This window comes from Nocardioides sp. WJ219 (genome assembly GCF_058559815.1).
On the sequence record NZ_JBZUJV010000001.1, the window covers coordinates 572,084 to 589,578 of the forward strand.

The following is a 17,495-nucleotide window of genomic DNA, read 5'->3' on the forward strand; positions in this document are numbered from 1 at the left end:
CACGCGCTACATCGCAACATCTGCGTGCCCGGCAAGGTGCCGGGCACTGAGAGTAGACCGAAAGGGAACCACCAGGTGCCCACCATTCAGCAGTTGGTCCGCAAGGGCCGCCAGGACAAGGTGTCGAAGAACAAGACGCCCGCCCTGAAGGAATCACCCCAGCGGCGCGGTGTGTGCACCCGCGTCTACACCACCACCCCGAAGAAGCCGAACTCCGCCCTGCGCAAGGTCGCCCGCGTGCGCCTGTCCAGCGGCGTCGAGGTCACGGCGTACATCCCGGGTGTGGGCCACAACCTCCAGGAGCACTCCATCGTGCTCGTCCGCGGCGGCCGGGTGAAGGACCTCCCCGGCGTCCGCTACAAGATCATCCGCGGCTCGCTCGACACCCAGGGTGTCAAGAACCGCAAGCAGGGCCGCAGCAAGTACGGCGCCAAGAAGGAGAAGAGCTAATGCCCCGCAAGGGTCCCGCCCCGAAGCGGCCCATCGACATCGACCCGATCTACGGGTCGCAGCTCGTCTCCCAGCTGGTCTCCAAGGTGCTGCAGGACGGCAAGAAGCAGGTCGCCCAGCGCATCGTCTACACCGCGCTGGAGGGGTGCCGCGAGAAGAACGGCACCGACCCGGTCGTCACGCTCAAGCGCGCGCTGGAGAACGTCAAGCCGGCCATCGAGGTCAAGTCCCGCCGTGTCGGTGGCGCGACCTACCAGGTCCCGATCGAGGTCAAGGGCACGCGCGGCACCACGCTGGCGCTGCGCTGGCTCGTCGGCTACGCCGCCGACCGCCGCGAGAAGACCATGCACGAGCGGCTGATGAACGAGATCCTCGACGCCTCCAACGGCCTCGGTGCCGCGGTGAAGAAGCGCGAGGACACCCACAAGATGGCCGAGTCGAACAAGGCCTTCGCCCACTACCGCTGGTGATCTCGGGGCGGGGGCGTCGACACGACGCCCTCGCCGCACACCAGTCCATCTCAGACCTCTAAGGAACGCTGTCAACAGTGGCTGTCAACATCACGACCGACCTCAATGTCGTCCGCAACATCGGCATCATGGCCCACATCGACGCCGGCAAGACCACCACCACCGAGCGCATCCTCTTCTACACCGGTATCAGCTACAAGATCGGTGAGGTCCACGAGGGCGCAGCCACGATGGACTGGATGGAGCAGGAGCAGGAGCGCGGCATCACGATCACGTCCGCCGCGACGACCTGCTGGTGGAAGGACCACCAGATCAACATCATCGACACCCCCGGGCACGTCGACTTCACCGCCGAGGTCGAGCGCTCGCTGCGCGTCCTCGACGGCGCCGTCGCCGTCTTCGACGGTGTCGCCGGCGTCGAGCCGCAGACCATGACGGTGTGGCGCCAGGCCAACAAGTACTCCGTGCCCCGCATGTGCTTCGTCAACAAGCTCGACCGCACCGGTGCCGACTTCTTCCGCTGCGTCGACATGATGGTCGAGCGCCTCAACTCCACCCCGCTGGTGCTGCAGCTGCCCATCGGTGCCGAGTCCGACTTCCTCGGCGTGGTCGACCTGGTCGGCATGCGCGCGCTCGTGTGGCGCGGCGAGACCAAGATCGGTGAGGACTACGAGGTCGAGGAGATCCCGGCCGAGCTCGCCGAGCAGGCCGCGGAGTACCGCGAGAAGCTCGTCGAGACCGTCGCCGAGACCGACGACGCCATCATGGAGCGCTACCTCGACGACGGCGACGTCTTCACCGTCGAGGAGCTCGAGGCCGCGATCCGCACCGCCACGCTGGCCGACAAGCTCAACCCGGTCCTGTGCGGCACGGCGTTCAAGAACAAGGGCGTGCAGCCCCTGCTCGACGCCGTCGTGAAGTACCTCCCGAGCCCGCTCGACATCGACGCGATCATCGGCCACGACCCCCGCGACGAGACCAAGGAGATCCGGCGCCTGCCGTCGGACGGCGAGCCGTTCTCGGGCCTGGCCTACAAGATCGCCACTGACCCGCACCTCGGCAAGCTGATCTACGTCCGGGTCTACTCCGGCAAGCTCGAGGCCGGCGCGACCGTGGTCAACTCGGTCAACGGCCGCAAGGAGCGGATCGGCAAGGTCTACCAGATGCACGCCAACAAGCGTGAGGAGATCGCGTCGGTCGGCGCCGGCCAGATCGTCGCCGTCATGGGTCTGAAGGACACCAAGACCGGTCACACGCTCAGCGACCCCGGCAACCAGGTCATCCTCGAGTCGATGACGTTCCCGGCCCCGGTGATCGAGGTCGCGATCGAGCCCAAGACCAAGAGCGACCAGGAGAAGCTCGGCACCGCGATCCAGCGGCTCTCCGACGAGGACCCCACCTTCACGGTCAAGGCCGACGAGGAGACCGGGCAGACGATCATCGCCGGCATGGGCGAGCTCCACCTCGAGATCCTCGTCGACCGGATGAAGCGCGAGTTCCGCGTGGAGGCCACCGTCGGCAAGCCGCAGGTCGCCTACCGCGAGACCCTGAAGAAGCTGGTCGCCAAGCACTCCTACACCCACAAGAAGCAGACGGGTGGCTCCGGCCAGTTCGCCAAGGTCGTCGTCTCGCTCGGCCCCAACATCGACCCCGAGACGGGTACCGGTGCCGGCTACGAGTTCGTCAACAACGTCAGCGGTGGCCGCATCCCCAAGGAGTACATCCCCTCGGTCGACCAGGGTGGCCAGGAGGCCCTCGAGTTCGGCGTCCTCGCCGGCTACCCGATGGTCGACGTGAAGTTCTCGCTCGAGGACGGCGCCTACCACGACGTCGACTCCTCCGAGCTCGCGTTCAAGATCGCCGGCAACCAGGCCTTCAAGGAGGCCGCCCGCCAGGCGAAGCCGGTCCTGCTCGAGCCGATGTTCGCCGTGGAGGTGATCACGCCGGAGAGCTTCCTCGGCACGGTCATCGGCGACATCAACTCGCGCCGGGGCCAGATCAGGGCCCAGGAGGAGCGTCACGGTGACATGGTCATCGACGCCATCGTGCCCCTGTCCGAGATGTTCGGGTACGTTGGCGACCTGAGGTCCAAGACCTCGGGCCAGGCTTCGTACTCGATGGAGTTCGACTCGTACGCCGAGGTTCCCACGAACATCGCCGACGAGATCGTCAAGAAGGTCCGCGGCGAGTGATCGTCGGCCGGCCCTCGGCACGCACCACATCAGCACGAGTCACGTCACAACCAATCCCAGGAGGAGCCCACAGTGGCTAAGGCGAAGTTCGAGCGGACCAAGCCGCACGTCAACATCGGCACGATCGGTCACATCGACCACGGCAAGACCACGTTGACCGCGGCGATCACCAAGGTCCTGCACGACCAGCACCCCGACCTCAACGCCGCTTCGGCGTTCGAGGACATCGACAAGGCTCCGGAGGAGCGCCAGCGCGGCATCACGATCTCGATCGCGCACGTCGAGTACCAGACCGAGGCGCGCCACTACGCGCACGTCGACTGCCCGGGTCACGCTGACTACATCAAGAACATGATCACGGGTGCCGCCCAGATGGACGGCGCGATCCTGGTCGTGGCGGCCACCGACGGCCCCATGCCGCAGACCAAGGAGCACGTCCTCCTGGCTCGCCAGGTCGGCGTCCCCGCGATCGTCGTGGCGCTGAACAAGTGCGACATGGTCGACGACGAGGAGCTCATCGAGCTCGTCGAGATGGAGGTGCGCGAGCTCCTCAGCGACTACGAGTTCCCGGGCGACGACATCCCGGTCGTCCGCGTGGCCGCTCACCCCGCCCTGCAGGGTGACGCCAAGTGGTCCGAGTCCATCGTCGAGCTGATGAACGCCGTCGACGAGGGCATCCCGACCCCCGAGCGCGAGACCGACAAGCCGTTCCTCATGCCCGTCGAGGACGTCTTCACGATCACCGGTCGCGGCACGGTCATCACCGGCCGCATCGAGCGCGGGATCGTCAAGGTCAACGAGGAGGTCGAGATCATCGGCATCCGCGAGACCGCCCAGAAGTCGACCGTCACCGGTGTCGAGATGTTCCGCAAGCTCCTCGACGAGGGCCAGGCCGGCGAGAACGTCGGGCTGCTCCTGCGCGGTACCAAGCGCGAGGACATCGAGCGCGGCATGGTCGTGATCAAGCCGGGCACGACGACCCCGCACACCAACTTCGAGGCCTCGGTCTACATCCTCTCGAAGGAGGAGGGCGGCCGTCACACGCCGTTCTTCAACAACTACCGCCCGCAGTTCTACTTCCGGACCACCGACGTCACCGGCGTCGTCACGCTGCCCGAGGGCACCGAGATGGTCATGCCGGGCGACAACACCGAGATGACGGTCGAGCTGATCCAGCCGATCGCCATGGACGAGGGTCTGCGCTTCGCCATCCGCGAGGGTGGCCGCACCGTCGGCGCCGGCCGGGTCACCAAGATCACCAAGTGACCTGACCGACCGGACCACCGGTCACACCACCGAGGCCCCCCGCCGTGAGGCGGGGGGCCTCGGTGCGTCCGGGGGCGTCGCGGGTGCGGGCCGCGGGTGCGAGAATCACGCCGTGGACGACGACCCCTACGGCCAGAACCCCTACGGCCACTACCCGCCCGGCGGGCGCTACCCCGGCGCGGCGCCCGACCACCCCCAGACGACCGTCGTCCTGGTGCTCGGCATCCTGGGGATCGTCGCCTGCCAGGTGCTCTCGCCGATCGCCTGGGTCATGGGCAACCGCGCACTGCGCGAGATCGACGGGTCGGGCGGTCGCATCGGCGGCCGCAGCAACGTCAACGCCGGACGCATCTGCGGGATCGTCGGCACCGTGATCCTGGCCCTGTCGGTGGTCGCGGTCGTGGCGGTCATCGTCGTGGCCCTCTCGGCTCCCGGGGTCTTCGACGACGACCGCGACGACCCGTACGACCCGTACGACCCGTACGAGCCCTATGAGCCGTACGACTCCTACGGCCCCTACGACGGCTGAGGTGCCCGAGTCCCGCGACCAGGACGCCCCCGCGCGCCCGCACCACAAGCTCACCGGTGACGGACGCCGCGTGCGCGAGGTGCTCACCTACAGCCGCCGCGGCAGCCGATTCACCCGGCGCCAGGCTGCGGCCTGGCAGGCGCACCACGAGCACTGGGTGGTGCCCGACGACGCCGTCGACGCCCCGGACCTCTCCTGGGCCGAGGTCTTCGGCCGGGAGGCGCCCCTGGCGGTGGAGATCGGGTCGGGGATCGGCGAGTCCACGGTGGCCCTCGCGGCCGCGCGTCCCGACGTCGACGTCCTGGCCCTCGAGGTGTGGCTTCCGGGCGTGGCCGAGACCCTGGGCCGGGTGGCCGAGGCCGGGCTGACCAACGTGCGCCTGTGCGGCGTCGACGCGGTCTGGTTGCTGGAGCACCGCGTCGCGCCGGGCACGCTCGAGGAGCTGTGGACCTTCTTCCCCGACCCGTGGCACAAGACCAAGCACCACAAGCGCCGCCTGGTGGCGCCGTCCTTCGCGGCCGTCGCCGCCGCGCGGCTGCGTCCCGGGGCCTGGTGGCGGCTGGCCACCGACTGGGCCGAGTACGCCGAGCAGATGGTCGAGGTCCTCGACGCCGAACCGCTGCTCGAGGGCGGGGTGGTCGAGCGGTGGCCCGAGCGTCCGCTCACCAAGTTCGAGCGCAAGGGGCTGGCGGCCGGCCGGGCGGCGACCGACCTGGCCTACCGCCGGCGCGACGACGCATCCGGCGACTGACCGGGCGCGGCGGAGTGGCGGACGATCGCCGTCCGCTGGCTGTTGATCGCGCGCGCCGGGGCACCGGTCGCTCCTAGGCTTGGCCGGTGAGCACGGAGGTCCTGCCCCGCAAGCGCCCGGACGGTCCGCGGGTGCACCGGGCCTGGTGGGTCGCGGCGATCACCATGGGCGCGCTGATCGCCGCCGCCGGCTTCCGGTCGTCCACCGGCGCGCTGCTCGAGCCGCTCGAGGAGGACTTCGGCTGGTCACGCGGGACGACGTCCGGCGCGGTCAGCCTCAACCTCGTCGTCTACGGGCTCACGGCGCCGTTCGCCGCGGCGCTGATGGAGCGGTTCGGCCTGCGTCGCGTCGTCGCGCTGTCGCTGCTGCTCGTCGCGGTCGGCTCGGGCCTGACGCTGGTGATGACCGAGGCGTGGCAGCTGTGGCTGCTCTGGGGGTTCGCGATCGGCGTCGGCACCGGGTCGCTGGCGCTCGTCTTCGGCGCCATCGTGGCCAACCGTTGGTTCGTGCGGCACCGCGGCGTGGTGGTCGGCATCTTCTCCGCGGCGAGCTCGACCGGCCAGCTGGTCTTCCTGCCCGCGATCGCCCACCTCGCCGACGGACCGGGGTGGCGGTGGGCGGCGGGCCTGGTCGCGCTCTTCGCGCTCCTGCTGGTCCCGCTGGTGCTGCTGCTCCTGGCCGACTCGCCGGCCGCCGTCGGCACCACGGCGTACGGCGCCGCCCCGGGGGAGCCACCGCCGTCCGCGCCGGTCGTCACCAAGGGTGCCGCCCGGGTGGCGATCGACTCGCTGCGGGAGAGCTCCCGGTCCAAGACGTTCTGGATCCTGTTCGCGACGTTCTGGATCTGCGGCTGGTCGACCAACGGCCTGATCGGGACCCACTTCATCGCGGCCTCGCACGACCACGGGCTGCCGCAGACCACCGCGGCGTCGCTGCTCGCGCTGATCGGGATCTTCGACATCATCGGCACCGTCGCCAGCGGCTGGTTGACCGACCGCGTCGACAGCCGCTACCTGCTGTTCGTCTACTACCTGCTCCGCGGGCTGTCGCTGCTCGCCGTGCCCTACCTGCTCGCCGACGTCGTGCACCCGAGCCTGTTCGTCTTTATCGTCTTCTACGGGCTCGACTGGGTCGCCACCGTGCCGCCGACGGTCGCCCTGTGCCGTGCCCACTTCGGACCCGAGCGGGCCGGGGTCGTGTTCGGGTGGGTCTTCGCCGCCCACATGGTCGGCGCCGGCGTCGCCGCCAGCTACGCCGGGCTCGTGCGCCAGAGCACCGGCGACTACTACGCCGCCTGGATGACGGCGGGCCTGCTGTGCCTCGCGGCCGCCGGGGCCGTGCTCCTGATCCCGCGGGTCCGCGAACCGGCGGTCGTGGGGGCCGCCCAGCCGACGGACTCGATGTGAGTCAGCTCTGACCGGCCAGGCGCCTGCGGACTTCGTGCTGGCGCCGGAGGCGGGCGAGGTCGCGCTCGCGGCGCGCGCCGATCACCGCGGCCAGGAAGTCCTCGGGGGTGGTGCCGGCGGGTGGCAGCGGGGCGACGTGGGCGCTGACCTCCTCGGCCAGGCGGCCGCCGACGGCGGCGCGCGAGGCCGGGTCGAGCGAGGCGGCGCGGCCGAGGTACTGACGCACGGCGAGGGCCAGGCCGGTGGGCAGCGAGGTGATGTCGGCACGCCGGGCCCAGTCGGTGAGGTGGTGCGGCACCAGCGGCGGCATCGGGAGGGAGAGCGGCACGCGGGTGCGGACGACGTACGTGCCGGCGGTGTGGTCGCCCAGCCGCTTGCCCCGGCTGCTGACCAGCATCGAGAAGAACGCCGGCACGCCGAGGAAGACGTAGATCTCCACGACACCGATGAGGGTGCGCACCAGCGCGTGCTGGAAGGAGATGGGCCCGGCGTCGTCGCGCACCGAGCGCAGGCCCAGGGCGAGCTTGCCGACCGACCGGCCGCGGGTCAGTGTCTCGAGCGCGGTCGGGGCGATCACCAGCACGACCAGGGTGACCGCGATGACGGCCGCCTGCGCGAGCGCGGGATCGGTGTCGACGGCCGCGATCGCGAAGACGATCAGCACCACGACGAGGGCGACGACGGTCACCACGACGTCGATCAGGCCGGAGGCCATCCGGGTGCCGAGGCTCGCCGGCGGGAGGTCGAGCGCGACGGCCTCGCCGGTGACGAGGTCGTCGGTGGTGATCGTCGCGAACTCGTGCCCGGCCATGGCGCCAGTCTGTCAGCGTGCCGCGCAGGGCGAGCCGATTAGGGTGGGCGCGTGGACCTCGACGCCTACGTGCTCGCGCACGCCGACGAGTGGCGGCGGCTCGAGGAGCTGGTCGGGTCGAGCCGCCTCGACGGCGCGCAGAGCGACGAGCTGGTCGAGCGTTACCAGCAGGTGGCGACCCACCTGTCGGTCGTGCGGACGTCGGCGCCCGACAGCCACCTGATCTCCTACCTGTCCTCGCTGCTGGCCCGCGCGCGGATCAAGCTGGTCGGCACCCGCACGAGCACGTGGCGGGCGTTCGGGCGGTTCTTCACCCACCGCTTCCCGGCCGCGCTCTACCGGCTGCGGTGGTGGTGGATCGCCTGCACCATCGCCAACGTCGTGGTGGCCGCGGTGATCATGCTCTGGCTGCTCGACAACCCCAACGTCGAGCAGAGCCTGCTGTCGCCCGAGGAGGTCGACCAGCTCGTCAACAGCGACTTCGAGTCCTACTACAGCGAGAACCCGGCCCAGAGCTTCGCGACCCTGGTCTGGCTCAACAACACGCGCGTTGCGGCGCTCTGCATCGCGCTGGGGGTGCTCGGGTTCCCGGTGGTCTGGCTGCTGTTCAACAACGTGCTCAACGTCGCGGTGATCGGCTCGATCATGATCCGCGCCGACCGCGGCCAGGTGTTCTTCGGCCTGATCCTGCCCCACGGCCTGCTCGAGCTGACCGCGATCTTCGTCGCCGGCGGCGTCGGGCTCCGGTTGTTCTGGTCGTGGATCGAGCCGCGCGGCCTCACCCGCGCGGCCTCCCTCGCCCGTGAGGGACGCACCGCCGTCACCGTCGCGATGGGTCTCGGTGTCGTGCTGCTCATCAGCGGCCTCATCGAGGCGTTCGTGACGCCCTCCCCGCTGCCGACCTGGGCCCGGATCGGCATCGGCGTCCTCGCCGAGGTCGTCTTCCTGGCCTACGTGTTCGTGCTCGGCCGCCGCGCGTTCCACGAGGGCGAGACCGGTGACCTCTCCGACGACCTGCTCGAGGACAAGGTCGCGACCCAGGCGTAGTCGCGCGGGCCAGTCTGCGTCAGAGCAGCCCCTGGGCCTTGAGGCTGAGGTAGTGGTCGGCCAGCGCGGGCGGCAGCTGCTCGGCGTCGGCGTCGACCACGTCGACGCCGAGGCGGGTCAACAGCTCGCCGGTACGACGGCGCCGGGCGACGGCCTGCTCGGCGGCGGCGGCGTCGTACACCTCGTCGACCGTGGTGCGGGCAGCGGCGAGCCGGTCGAGGGCGGGGTCGCGCACCGAGGCCAGGACGACGCGGTGGTGGCGGGTCAGCGTGGGCAGCACGGCGAGCAGGCCCTCCTCGACGGCGCTCGGCTCGAGCGGGGTCAGCAGCACCACGAGCGCGCGCTGCCGACCGAGGCCCTGCACCGCGCCGGCCAGCGCGTCCCAGTCGGCCTCGGCGATGACGGGCTCGAGGTCGGCCATCGCCTCCTGCAGGTCGGCCGAGACCTCGCGCGCCCCGGCCGAGCGGCGTCGGGCCCGGACGCGTCTGTCGCCGGCGACGAAGTCGATCCGGTCGCCGGCCCGGGCGGCCAGCGCGGCCAGGAGGAGGGCGGCGTCCATCGCGGAGTCGAGCCGGGGCACGTCGTCGACGCGCCCGGCCGAGGTGCGCGAGGTGTCGAGGACGAGCACGACCCGGCGGTCGCGCTCGGGCTGCCAGGTGCGGACGACGACGTTGGACGTGCGGGCAGAGGCCCGCCAGTCGATCGAGCGGACGTCGTCGCCGCGCACGTACTCGCGCAGCGAGTCGAACTCGGTGCCCTGCCCCCGCACCCGCACCGCGGAGCGACCGTCGAGGTCGCGCAGCCGGGTGAGCCGCGACGGCAGGTGCTTGCGGGAGTCGAACGGCGGGAGCGAGCGCACCGACCCCGGCACCTCGGCCGTGCGCTGGCGCGCCACCAGGCCGAGCGGGCCGGGCAGCCGCACCGTCACGCCGAGCGCGCGCAGGTCGCCGCGGCGGCGGGGGAGCAGCGGGGTCGTCAGCGCGGCGCGGTCGCCGGGGGCGAGCCGGACGCGGTGGCGGTTGGCCGTCGCCCCGGCGGTCGGCTGCCAGGAGTCGCGTACGACGCCCCGCACGGCGCGGCCGGACGTGTTGGCCACGAGCAGCACCGACGCGGTGGGGTGGCCCTGGCGCACGGTGCCGGTGGGGCGGCGCGAGACGGCGAGCGCCGACGGCGTGGGGGCGAGCAGGATATCGGCGCCGCAGAGGACCAGCACGAGCAGCAGCCACAGCCACACGGTGCCGCCGGTCGGGCGCAGCAGCACCGCGACGAAGCCCAGCAGCACCAAGAGCGGCACGCGCCCCGTGATCGCCATGGTCAGCGGGGGACCGGGACGGAACCCAGCGCCGAGGCCAGCACCTGGGCGACGTCGACGCCCTCGAGCTCGGCCTCGGGGCGCAGCCCGAGCCGGTGCACCAGGGTCGCGTGGCCCAGCGACTTGACGTCGTCGGGGGTGACGAAGTCGCGTCCCGAGAGCCACGCCCAGGCCCGCGCCGCCCGCAGCAGCGCGGTCGCGCCGCGGGGGCTGACGCCCAGGGACAGCGACGGCGACTCGCGGGTGGCGCGCGCGATGTCGACGATGTACGCCGCCACCTCGGGGCTGACCTGCACGCTGCGGACCGCCCGCTGGCCGGCCTCGACGTCGGCGCCCGAGGCGACCGCGGTGACGCCGGCGGCCCGGACGTCACGCGGGTCGAAGCCGCCCGCGTGCCGGTTGAGGATCTCGATCTCGGCGGCCCGCTCGGGGATCGGCAGCACCACCTTGAGCAGGAACCGGTCGAGCTGGGCCTCGGGGAGGGGGTAGGTGCCCTCGTACTCGACGGGGTTCTGGGTCGCGGCCACCAGGAACGGCCGCGGCAGCAGGTGCGTCACGCCGTCGACGGAGACCTGACCCTCCTCCATCGCCTCCAGCAGCGCCGACTGGGTCTTGGGCGGGGTCCGGTTGATCTCGTCGGCGAGCAGCAGGTTGGTGAAGACCGGGCCCTCGCGGAACGACAGCTCGCCGGCGTGGGAGTCGATCACCATCGACCCGGTGATGTCACCGGGCATCAGGTCGGGGGTGAACTGCACCCGACGCGTCTCGACCGACAGCGACGCCGCCAGCGTGCGCACCAGCAGCGTCTTGGCCGTGCCGGGCACGCCCTCCATCAGCACGTGCCCGCCGCACAGCATCGCGACCAGCAGGCCCGAGACCGCGGCGTCCTGGCCGACGACGGCCTTGGCGACCTCGTGGCGCACGGCGGTCAGCCGCTCCCGGGCGGCCCCGTCGTCGGCGGGCTTGCCGAGCGAGGTGTGGGTCGTGGGGGTGCTCATGTGCGGCGTACCTCTTCCTCGAGTGCGGCCAGGGCGCTGGCCAGGCTGATCAGATCACGGTCGCTGCCAGGGGTCCGGCCCCACGTGCCGAGCAGGTCGCCGACCTCGGCCTCGGCACGGCCGACGTGGCGCGCCACGTCGCGCACCAGGGTGGCCTCGTCGCTCGTCGCCCCCAGACGCATCCGCGACCTGATCCGGGCCCGGGTGGCGGCGCGCAGGATCTCGGCGGCGTGGGGGCGGTCGCCCGAGCGGCGGTAGAGCCGACCGCGGCTGCGGGTCGTCTCGATGGCCTTGACCACCACGGGCAGCGGCTCGACCGCCAGCGGGCCGAGCCGGCGTCCGCGCCAGACCATCAGCGCGATGCTGGTCAGGAACAGCAGGCCGAGGCCGGGGCCGGTCCAGTCGGGCACGAGCGACCAGAAGTCGACGCCGTCGTCGGCGACCAGGTCGTCGTACGACGCGACGTACCAGACCAGGCGCTCGTCCTGCCCCAGCAGCCGCAGTGCCACCGCGGCGTTGTCGGCGCGCAGCACCTGGTCGTTGGTGAGCAGCTGGGGTGCGCCGAGGAGGTCGAGGTCGCCGCTGGTGACGAGGGTGTCGGCGAAGCAGCCCGTGCCGGGCATGCCGCTGGCGTCGTCGACCTCGACCTCGAGGCCGTCGTAGCGCGCGTCGTCGCAGTCGGCCTCGAGGGGGTCGGCGGTGTCGACCGAGCCGGTGGGGCCGGGGCGGTCGAGCAACCGGAGCAGCTTGGACCCGGGGTCGACCAGCACGATCCGGGCACCGCCCGCGTCGCGCCGGAGCTGCTCGACGCTGCTCTCGCCGAGCCGCTCGGTGGAGGTGACCACGACGGTCGTGCCCTCGTCGGCGTCGGCGTCGGCGAGGTCGTCGGCCGACCGGACGACGTCGAGCTCGACCCCCTCGTCCTCGAGGACCCGCGCCACCGCCCGCGCCCCGTCGGCGCCGGCGTTGGCGGGGTCGTACGGCGTGTCGTTGCCGGCCTCGCTGCGGGTGAGCAGCGCCACCAGGATCGCGAGCAGCAGGAACGCCGCGACCACCAGGGCGGCGCGGTGCCGCAGCACCCAGCCCCACGGACCGCGGCGTACGGCGGGCGGGACGGTCGCGGGGGTCGCCGGCAGGACGTCGGTCATCGCGCGCTCGTCAGCTCGAGGTCGAGGTCGAGCACGGCGACGGCCTGGTCGCGCGTCGCCGGACGCTCGCCGTACATGACGGCGTCGAAGAGGTCGGCGCCGGAGGCCGTGCGGTCGCGGTGCTCGGGGTACTCCGCGGCCAGGGTGGCGGCCACCTCGTGGGCGGTGACGCCAGGGGAGTCCTCGAGACGGCCGCGCTCGACCTGGCGCCGGGCGAGCGCGCGGAACCCGTCGACGACGGCCTCGGCGTACCGGCCCTGCGCCAGCGCCTGCTCGGCGCGGCTACGCAGCTGGGCGGCGGTGACGACCTCGTCGGTCAGGACGTGGCCGGTGGTCGCGGCCCGGGCGCGCGCCGTACCGCGGGCGCGGGAGGCGAGGTAGGCCAGGCCGCCGACGAGCAGGACCGCGATCAGGGTGACGGCGAACCACGACAGCGACGGGATCCCGCGGGCACCCTCGACGCTGCCGTCGATGCGGCGGCCGATCCAGTCGAGGATCCGCTGGACGGGGTCGTCCTGGTGGTACGCCGGGTCGGCCAGTTCGCGGGCGAGCCTCTCCCGCGCCTCCTCACCGGACGGGTCGAGCGGTGGGTCGAGCCTCACCGGTCGAGGACCCCGGCCTGCCGCATCAGCTCGACGTCGTAGGCCTCCTTGCGCATCCGCTGGTCGAGGTACTGCAGGGAGGTGACGGTCGAGGAGAACGGCGCGACGAACGCCGTCGCGGCGACCTGCGCGAGCGCGCTGCCGAGGATGGTGACGAACAGGGCGAGGTCGGGGCTCACGGCCAGCGACCCGAACGTCGAGAGGATCGAGAACGGCGCGCCGAGCAGCTGACCGGCGAAGCCGGCGATGAGCATGGTGAGCAGCCCGATGCCGAGGATCCGCCAGAAGCCGCCGAGGGTCAGCCGGTAGCCGCGGCCGATGCTGGCGAGGACGCCGTGGTCCTCGAGCATCAGGGCGGGGACCGGCAGGTAGTAGACGCGGATCCAGAACCAGGCCATCAACGCGATGAACAGCGGCACCGACACCACGATCACGATGATCGCGACGACGACGTCGGCCGTCACCGCCACCAGCACGCAGGCCACCACGTAGACCGCGATGATCAACGACGTCGCCAGCCCCAGGAGCAGGGCCAGCCCGACGAGCGGCCACCGTCGGCCGCGCGTCGCCTCCCACGCCTCGCCGAGGCTGAGCCGCTTGCCGACGGCCGCCGCGGCCGTCACGTGGACCACCATGCCGGTGACCAGGATCAGCCCGAGGCTCTGCAGCACCGCCCCGAGCAGGTAGGAGCCGTAGGCGGCCACCAGCCCGACGGCGTCGCCGTCGTCGAGCCCGGAGGAGGCCGGGTCGTAGGTCAGGCCGACGGTCCAGGTCAGGACGCCGGTGATCAGGACCGGGATCGCCATCGCCACCGCCGCGACCAGCACCGCCGACCCGACCGTCGCCTTGGGGTTGAACCGGATGATCCGGAACGCGGCGTCGTAGATCTCCCCGAGGGTCAGGGGACGCAGCGGCATCGCCCCCGGCTTGTGCGCCGCCCCGAGCATCCCGCGCTGCGGCGTCCACCCCGGCGGCGGTGGCGGTGCGCCGAACCCGGGCTGGCCGGGGTGGCCGGGGTACAGCGGCGGGGGAGGAGCGCTCCACCGGGGCGCGGAGGGCTCGGCGGGCGGCGGCGCGCCGGGCGGCGGCGGGGCACCGGGGGGCGGGAAGTCCGACATGGCTCTCCGTAGCGGTCGCGGGTGGCCCATCCTGTCAGGCCGGCCAGGGGTGCCGTCCGACGACGTTCCGCGACCGGGGGACGGCGAGAGATCGGCCGGTGGGCCGAGGTCGAGATTTCACCGGTGGACCGGGGAAGTCTGAACTTCCCAGGCAATCCCCCGCGCACCCCGCAACCACCGCCGCCCGCCCGCACCCCCCGAGACCCCCGAGACCAGACCCGGGACCAGCCCGAGACCAGCCCCAGGACCCCCGGTTACCAGACAGGTCCTCGCCGAATTGGCTCCCCGCGCCGGTCTCTGACAAGATGTCCAGGTTGCTCCGGCGGGTTGCCGGGGTGCGGCAGGTCTTGACTACTGAATCGCGTCTCCAGCACGGCCCCCCAGGGTCGCGCCGTGACGTGGTCGTGGCAGCAGCCGCACCGCACCTGGAGACCCGATCAGCACACCACCAGCTTGACCAGGATCCTCCGGGACCCAGGTTCGGCAGCGATCCCGTGCGGATCGCCATGGCAGGAACATGGCGACACGCCCGACCGCGGGGGTGGGCGGGGAGCCCGCACCGACGACACAGCCATGACGCAGACGAGCGAGTAAGGACGAGCTACCTATGGCGGGACAGAAGATCCGCATCAGGCTCAAAGCCTATGACCACGAGGTGATCGACACCTCGGCGCGCAAGATCGTGGACACCGTCACCCGCACGGGTGCCAAGGTCGCCGGCCCCGTGCCGCTGCCGACCGAGAAGAACGTGTACTGCGTCATCCGCTCGCCCCACAAGTACAAGGACTCGCGCGAGCACTTCGAGATGCGTACGCACAAGCGTCTCATCGACATCATCGACCCCACGCCGAAGACCGTCGACTCGCTGATGCGGCTCGACCTGCCGGCGGGCGTCGACATCGAGATCAAGCTCTGAGGTCAGGAGAGCCATGACCACCGAACGCAACGTCAAGGGACTGCTGGGCACCAAGCTCGGCATGACCCAGCTGTGGGACGAGAACAACCGGATCGTCCCCGTCACCGTGATCGCGGCGTCCACGAACGTCGTCACCCAGGTCCGCCTGCCCGAGCCGGACGGCTACAACGCCATCCAGGTCGGCTACGGCGAGATCGAGGGCCGCAAGATCACCAAGCCGCAGGCCGGGCACTTCGACAAGGCCGGCACCACGCCGCGCCGCCACGTCGTGGAGATCCGCACCGCCGACGCCTCCACCTACACCGTGGGCCAGGAGATCGCCGCCGACACCTTTGTCGCGGGCGACGTCATCGACGTCACCGGCACCAGCAAGGGCAAGGGCTTCGCGGGCGTCATGAAGCGCCACGGGTTCCACGGTGTCGGCGCCTCGCACGGTGCCCACCGCAACCACCGCAAGCCCGGTTCGATCGGCGCCTGCGCCACGCCGGGCCGCGTCTTCAAGGGCATGCGGATGGCCGGCCACATGGGTACCGACACCGTCACCACCCAGAACGTCACCGTCCACGCCGTGGATGCCGAGAAGGGCCTGATCCTGGTCAAGGGCGCCGTGCCCGGACCCAAGGGCGGCCTCATCGTGCTCCGTTCGGCTGCGAAGAAGCAGGAGGCCTGAGATGGCTACGGTCAAGGTCGACCTCCCCGCCGAGATCTTCGACGCCAAGGTCAACGTCCCGCTGATCCACCAGGTCGTCGTCGCCCAGCGCGCCGCGGCCCGCCAGGGCACCCACTCCACCAAGACGCGCGCCGAGGTGCGCGGTGGTGGACGCAAGCCCTACAAGCAGAAGGGCACCGGCCGCGCCCGCCAGGGCTCGACCCGCGCGCCGCAGTTCGTCGGCGGCGGCGTCGTCCACGGCCCGCAGCCGCGCAGCTACGACCAGCGCACCCCCAAGAAGATGAAGGCCGCCGCCCTGCGCGGTGCCCTCTCCGACCGGGCCCGCAACGACCGCATCCACGTCGTGGACGCGCTCGTCGAGGGTGAGGCGCCCTCGACCCGCAGCGCCCTCAAGGCCCTGGCCGGGCTCGCCTCGCGCACCCGGTTCCTGGTCGTGCTCGAGCGGGCCGACGCCGTCACCTGGCTCTCGCTGCGCAACGCGCCCGAGGTCCACATCGTCGCCGTCGACCAGCTCAACACCTACGACGTCATCGACGCCGACGACGTCGTCTTCACCCGGGGCGCCTACGACGCGTTCGTGGCCCACCAGACCCGCGCCGAGCAGGCCCCGGCCGTCGGCCTCGACAAGACCGAGGAGGACGACAAGTGAGCACCATCCACAAGGACCACCGCGACGTCCTGATCGCGCCGGTGGTGTCGGAGAAGAGCTACGGCCTCCTCGACGCCAACAAGTACACCTTCCTGGTGCACCCCGACGCCAACAAGACCGAGATCAAGATCGCGGTCGAGAAGATCTTCGACGTCAAGGTCACCTCGGTGAACACGCTCAACCGTCCGGGCAAGACGCGCCGTACCCGCACCGGGACCGGCAAGCGCAAGGACACCAAGCGCGCGATCGTCAGCCTCGCCGAGGGCCACCGCATCGATATCTTCGCCGGCCCGGCGTCCTGATCGGCGAGAGGTAGAAACTCATGGCAATCCGCAAGTACAAGCCGACCACCCCGGGCCGTCGTGGCTCCTCGGTGGCCGACTTCGTCGAGATCACCCGCACGACGCCCGAGAAGTCCCTGACCCGGCCGCTGCCCAAGAAGGGCGGCCGCAACAACCAGGGCCGGATCACCACCCGGCACCAGGGCGGTGGCCACAAGCGCGCCTACCGGATCGTCGACTTCCGTCGCTACGACAAGGACGGCGTCCCGGCCAAGGTCGCCCACATCGAGTACGACCCCAACCGCACGGCCCGGATCGCGCTGCTGCACTACGCCGACGGCGAGAAGCGCTACATCATCGCGCCCAAGGACCTCACGCAGGGCACCCGGATCGAGTCCGGCCCCACGGCCGACATCAAGCCGGGCAACAACCTGCCGCTGCGCAACATCCCGGTCGGTACGACGATCCACTGCGTCGAGCTCCGCCCCGGCGGCGGCGCCAAGATCGCCCGGTCCGCCGGCATCAGCGCCCAGCTCGTCGCCCGTGAGGGCTCGCGCGCCACGCTGCGCATGCCGTCCGGTGAGATGCGCTTCGTCGACGTGCGCTGCCGCGCCACGGTCGGCGAGGTCGGCAACGCCGAGCAGTCCAACATCAACTGGGGCAAGGCCGGCCGCATGCGCTGGAAGGGCAAGCGCCCGACCGTCCGCGGTGTCGTCATGAACCCGGTCGACCACCCGCACGGCGGTGGCGAGGGGAAGACCTCCGGTGGTCGTCACCCGGTCTCCCCGTGGGGCAAGCCCGAGGGCCGCACGCGCAAGCGCAAGGCCTCCGACTCCCAGATCATCCGTCGTCGCAAGTCCGGCAAGGGTAGGAAGTAAC

At 71.5% G+C, this 17,495-nt stretch carries 19 protein-coding genes; 13 read left to right on the forward strand and 6 right to left on the reverse strand.

Annotated features, from left to right (window positions below; all coding sequences use genetic code 11):
* The first annotated feature begins 75 nt into the window (after positions 1-75).
* From rpsL to AC4MBH_RS02770, 7 genes are all read left to right on the forward strand, one after another.
* The gene (gene rpsL, locus AC4MBH_RS02740; RefSeq protein WP_134766928.1) at positions 76-450 is read left to right on the forward strand and encodes a 30S ribosomal protein S12; all 375 of its coding nucleotides are present in this window, start codon (positions 76-78) and stop codon (positions 448-450) included.
* Complete coding sequence (gene rpsG / locus AC4MBH_RS02745) at positions 450-920, forward strand: 30S ribosomal protein S7 (RefSeq protein ID WP_491792804.1); 471 nt, start codon at positions 450-452, stop codon at positions 918-920. Before rpsL ends, rpsG begins: the two co-directional genes overlap by 1 nt.
* Before the next feature lie 128 nt (positions 921-1,048).
* On the forward strand, positions 1,049-3,112 hold the full coding sequence (fusA, locus tag AC4MBH_RS02750) for an elongation factor G (RefSeq protein ID WP_491793058.1): 2,064 nt from the start codon (positions 1,049-1,051) through the stop codon (positions 3,110-3,112).
* 72 nt (positions 3,113-3,184) lie between these two features.
* On the forward strand, positions 3,185-4,378 hold the full coding sequence (gene tuf / locus AC4MBH_RS02755) for an elongation factor Tu (protein WP_491792805.1): 1,194 nt from the start codon (positions 3,185-3,187) through the stop codon (positions 4,376-4,378).
* A 112-nt stretch (positions 4,379-4,490) separates the two neighbouring features.
* Complete coding sequence (locus AC4MBH_RS02760; RefSeq protein ID WP_491792806.1) at positions 4,491-4,907, forward strand: hypothetical protein; 417 nt, start codon at positions 4,491-4,493, stop codon at positions 4,905-4,907.
* Between the two features lies 1 nt (position 4,908).
* On the forward strand, positions 4,909-5,658 hold the full coding sequence (gene trmB, locus AC4MBH_RS02765; RefSeq protein WP_491792807.1) for a tRNA (guanosine(46)-N7)-methyltransferase TrmB: 750 nt from the start codon (positions 4,909-4,911) through the stop codon (positions 5,656-5,658).
* Between the two features lie 86 nt (positions 5,659-5,744).
* Complete coding sequence (locus AC4MBH_RS02770; RefSeq protein WP_491792808.1) at positions 5,745-7,064, forward strand: MFS transporter; 1,320 nt, start codon at positions 5,745-5,747, stop codon at positions 7,062-7,064.
* A 1-nt stretch (position 7,065) separates the two neighbouring features.
* Here the strand turns inward: AC4MBH_RS02770 and AC4MBH_RS02775 are convergent, their stop codons facing one another.
* Positions 7,066-7,875: an RDD family protein gene (locus AC4MBH_RS02775; protein ID WP_491792809.1), complete on the reverse strand. Its 810-nt coding sequence runs from the start codon at positions 7,873-7,875 to the stop codon at positions 7,066-7,068.
* 51 nt (positions 7,876-7,926) lie between these two features.
* Here AC4MBH_RS02775 and AC4MBH_RS02780 point away from each other — a divergent pair, with 51 nt between their 5' ends.
* Positions 7,927-8,922 carry a stage II sporulation protein M gene (locus AC4MBH_RS02780; protein ID WP_491792810.1) on the forward strand — a complete coding sequence of 332 codons (996 nt, stop codon included), beginning with the start codon at positions 7,927-7,929 and terminating at the stop codon, positions 8,920-8,922.
* A 19-nt stretch (positions 8,923-8,941) separates the two neighbouring features.
* Here the strand turns inward: AC4MBH_RS02780 and AC4MBH_RS02785 are convergent, their stop codons facing one another.
* Genes AC4MBH_RS02785 through AC4MBH_RS02805 form a run of 5 tightly spaced genes read right to left on the reverse strand, consistent with a single transcriptional unit; the run spans position 8,942 to position 14,100 of the window.
* Complete coding sequence (locus tag AC4MBH_RS02785; RefSeq protein WP_491792811.1) at positions 8,942-10,216, reverse strand: DUF58 domain-containing protein; 1,275 nt, start codon at positions 10,214-10,216, stop codon at positions 8,942-8,944.
* Positions 10,217-10,236: 20 nt separating this feature from the next.
* Positions 10,237-11,232, reverse strand: a complete 996-nt coding sequence (locus AC4MBH_RS02790) for an AAA family ATPase (protein WP_491792812.1) — start codon at positions 11,230-11,232, stop codon at positions 10,237-10,239.
* Entirely contained in the window at positions 11,229-12,380 is a 1,152-nt protein-coding gene (locus AC4MBH_RS02795) for a DUF4350 domain-containing protein (RefSeq protein ID WP_491792813.1), read from the reverse strand. The genes AC4MBH_RS02790 and AC4MBH_RS02795 overlap by 4 nt, the downstream gene beginning before the upstream one ends.
* Complete coding sequence (locus AC4MBH_RS02800; RefSeq protein ID WP_491792814.1) at positions 12,377-12,982, reverse strand: DUF4129 domain-containing protein; 606 nt, start codon at positions 12,980-12,982, stop codon at positions 12,377-12,379. The genes AC4MBH_RS02795 and AC4MBH_RS02800 overlap by 4 nt, the downstream gene beginning before the upstream one ends.
* Positions 12,979-14,100 carry a hypothetical protein gene (locus AC4MBH_RS02805; protein WP_491792815.1) on the reverse strand — a complete coding sequence of 374 codons (1,122 nt, stop codon included), beginning with the start codon at positions 14,098-14,100 and terminating at the stop codon, positions 12,979-12,981. The genes AC4MBH_RS02800 and AC4MBH_RS02805 overlap by 4 nt, the downstream gene beginning before the upstream one ends.
* 607 nt (positions 14,101-14,707) lie before the next feature.
* Between AC4MBH_RS02805 and rpsJ the strand changes: the two genes are divergently transcribed.
* From rpsJ to rplB, 5 genes are read left to right on the forward strand one after another with little or no spacing between them, the layout of a single operon-like run.
* On the forward strand, positions 14,708-15,016 hold the full coding sequence (gene rpsJ / locus AC4MBH_RS02810; RefSeq protein ID WP_008360994.1) for a 30S ribosomal protein S10: 309 nt from the start codon (positions 14,708-14,710) through the stop codon (positions 15,014-15,016).
* Positions 15,017-15,029: 13 nt separating this feature from the next.
* The gene (gene rplC, locus AC4MBH_RS02815) at positions 15,030-15,686 is read left to right on the forward strand and encodes a 50S ribosomal protein L3 (RefSeq protein WP_491792816.1); all 657 of its coding nucleotides are present in this window, start codon (positions 15,030-15,032) and stop codon (positions 15,684-15,686) included.
* Between the two features lies 1 nt (position 15,687).
* Positions 15,688-16,335: a 50S ribosomal protein L4 gene (gene rplD / locus AC4MBH_RS02820; RefSeq protein ID WP_491792817.1), complete on the forward strand. Its 648-nt coding sequence runs from the start codon at positions 15,688-15,690 to the stop codon at positions 16,333-16,335.
* Positions 16,332-16,637, forward strand: coding sequence for a 50S ribosomal protein L23 (gene rplW / locus AC4MBH_RS02825; RefSeq protein WP_491792818.1), 306 nt, complete (start codon positions 16,332-16,334; stop codon positions 16,635-16,637). Before rplD ends, rplW begins: the two co-directional genes overlap by 4 nt.
* Before the next feature lie 20 nt (positions 16,638-16,657).
* A complete protein-coding gene (gene rplB / locus AC4MBH_RS02830) occupies positions 16,658-17,494 on the forward strand; it encodes a 50S ribosomal protein L2 (RefSeq protein ID WP_491792819.1) in 837 nt (278 codons plus the stop codon).
* The last annotated feature ends 1 nt before the right edge of the window (position 17,495 follow it).

What these genes read in the sequence shown, in the direction of transcription:
- AC4MBH_RS02805 (WP_491792815.1), bottom strand. Translation starts at nt 14,100, where the DNA reads ATGTCGGACTTCCCGCCCCCCGGTGCCCCGCCGCCGCCCGGCGCGCCG.
- rpsG (WP_491792804.1), top strand. Translation starts at nt 450, where the DNA reads ATGCCCCGCAAGGGTCCCGCCCCGAAGCGGCCCATCGACATCGACCCG.
- fusA (WP_491793058.1), top strand. Translation starts at nt 1,049, where the DNA reads ATGGCCCACATCGACGCCGGCAAGACCACCACCACCGAGCGCATCCTC.
- AC4MBH_RS02795 (WP_491792813.1), bottom strand. Translation starts at nt 12,380, where the DNA reads ATGACCGACGTCCTGCCGGCGACCCCCGCGACCGTCCCGCCCGCCGTA.
- rplB (WP_491792819.1), top strand. Translation starts at nt 16,658, where the DNA reads ATGGCAATCCGCAAGTACAAGCCGACCACCCCGGGCCGTCGTGGCTCC.
- AC4MBH_RS02790 (WP_491792812.1), bottom strand. Translation starts at nt 11,232, where the DNA reads ATGAGCACCCCCACGACCCACACCTCGCTCGGCAAGCCCGCCGACGAC.
- rplC (WP_491792816.1), top strand. Translation starts at nt 15,030, where the DNA reads ATGACCACCGAACGCAACGTCAAGGGACTGCTGGGCACCAAGCTCGGC.
- AC4MBH_RS02775 (WP_491792809.1), bottom strand. Translation starts at nt 7,875, where the DNA reads ATGGCCGGGCACGAGTTCGCGACGATCACCACCGACGACCTCGTCACC.
- rpsJ (WP_008360994.1), top strand. Translation starts at nt 14,708, where the DNA reads ATGGCGGGACAGAAGATCCGCATCAGGCTCAAAGCCTATGACCACGAG.
- rplD (WP_491792817.1), top strand. Translation starts at nt 15,688, where the DNA reads ATGGCTACGGTCAAGGTCGACCTCCCCGCCGAGATCTTCGACGCCAAG.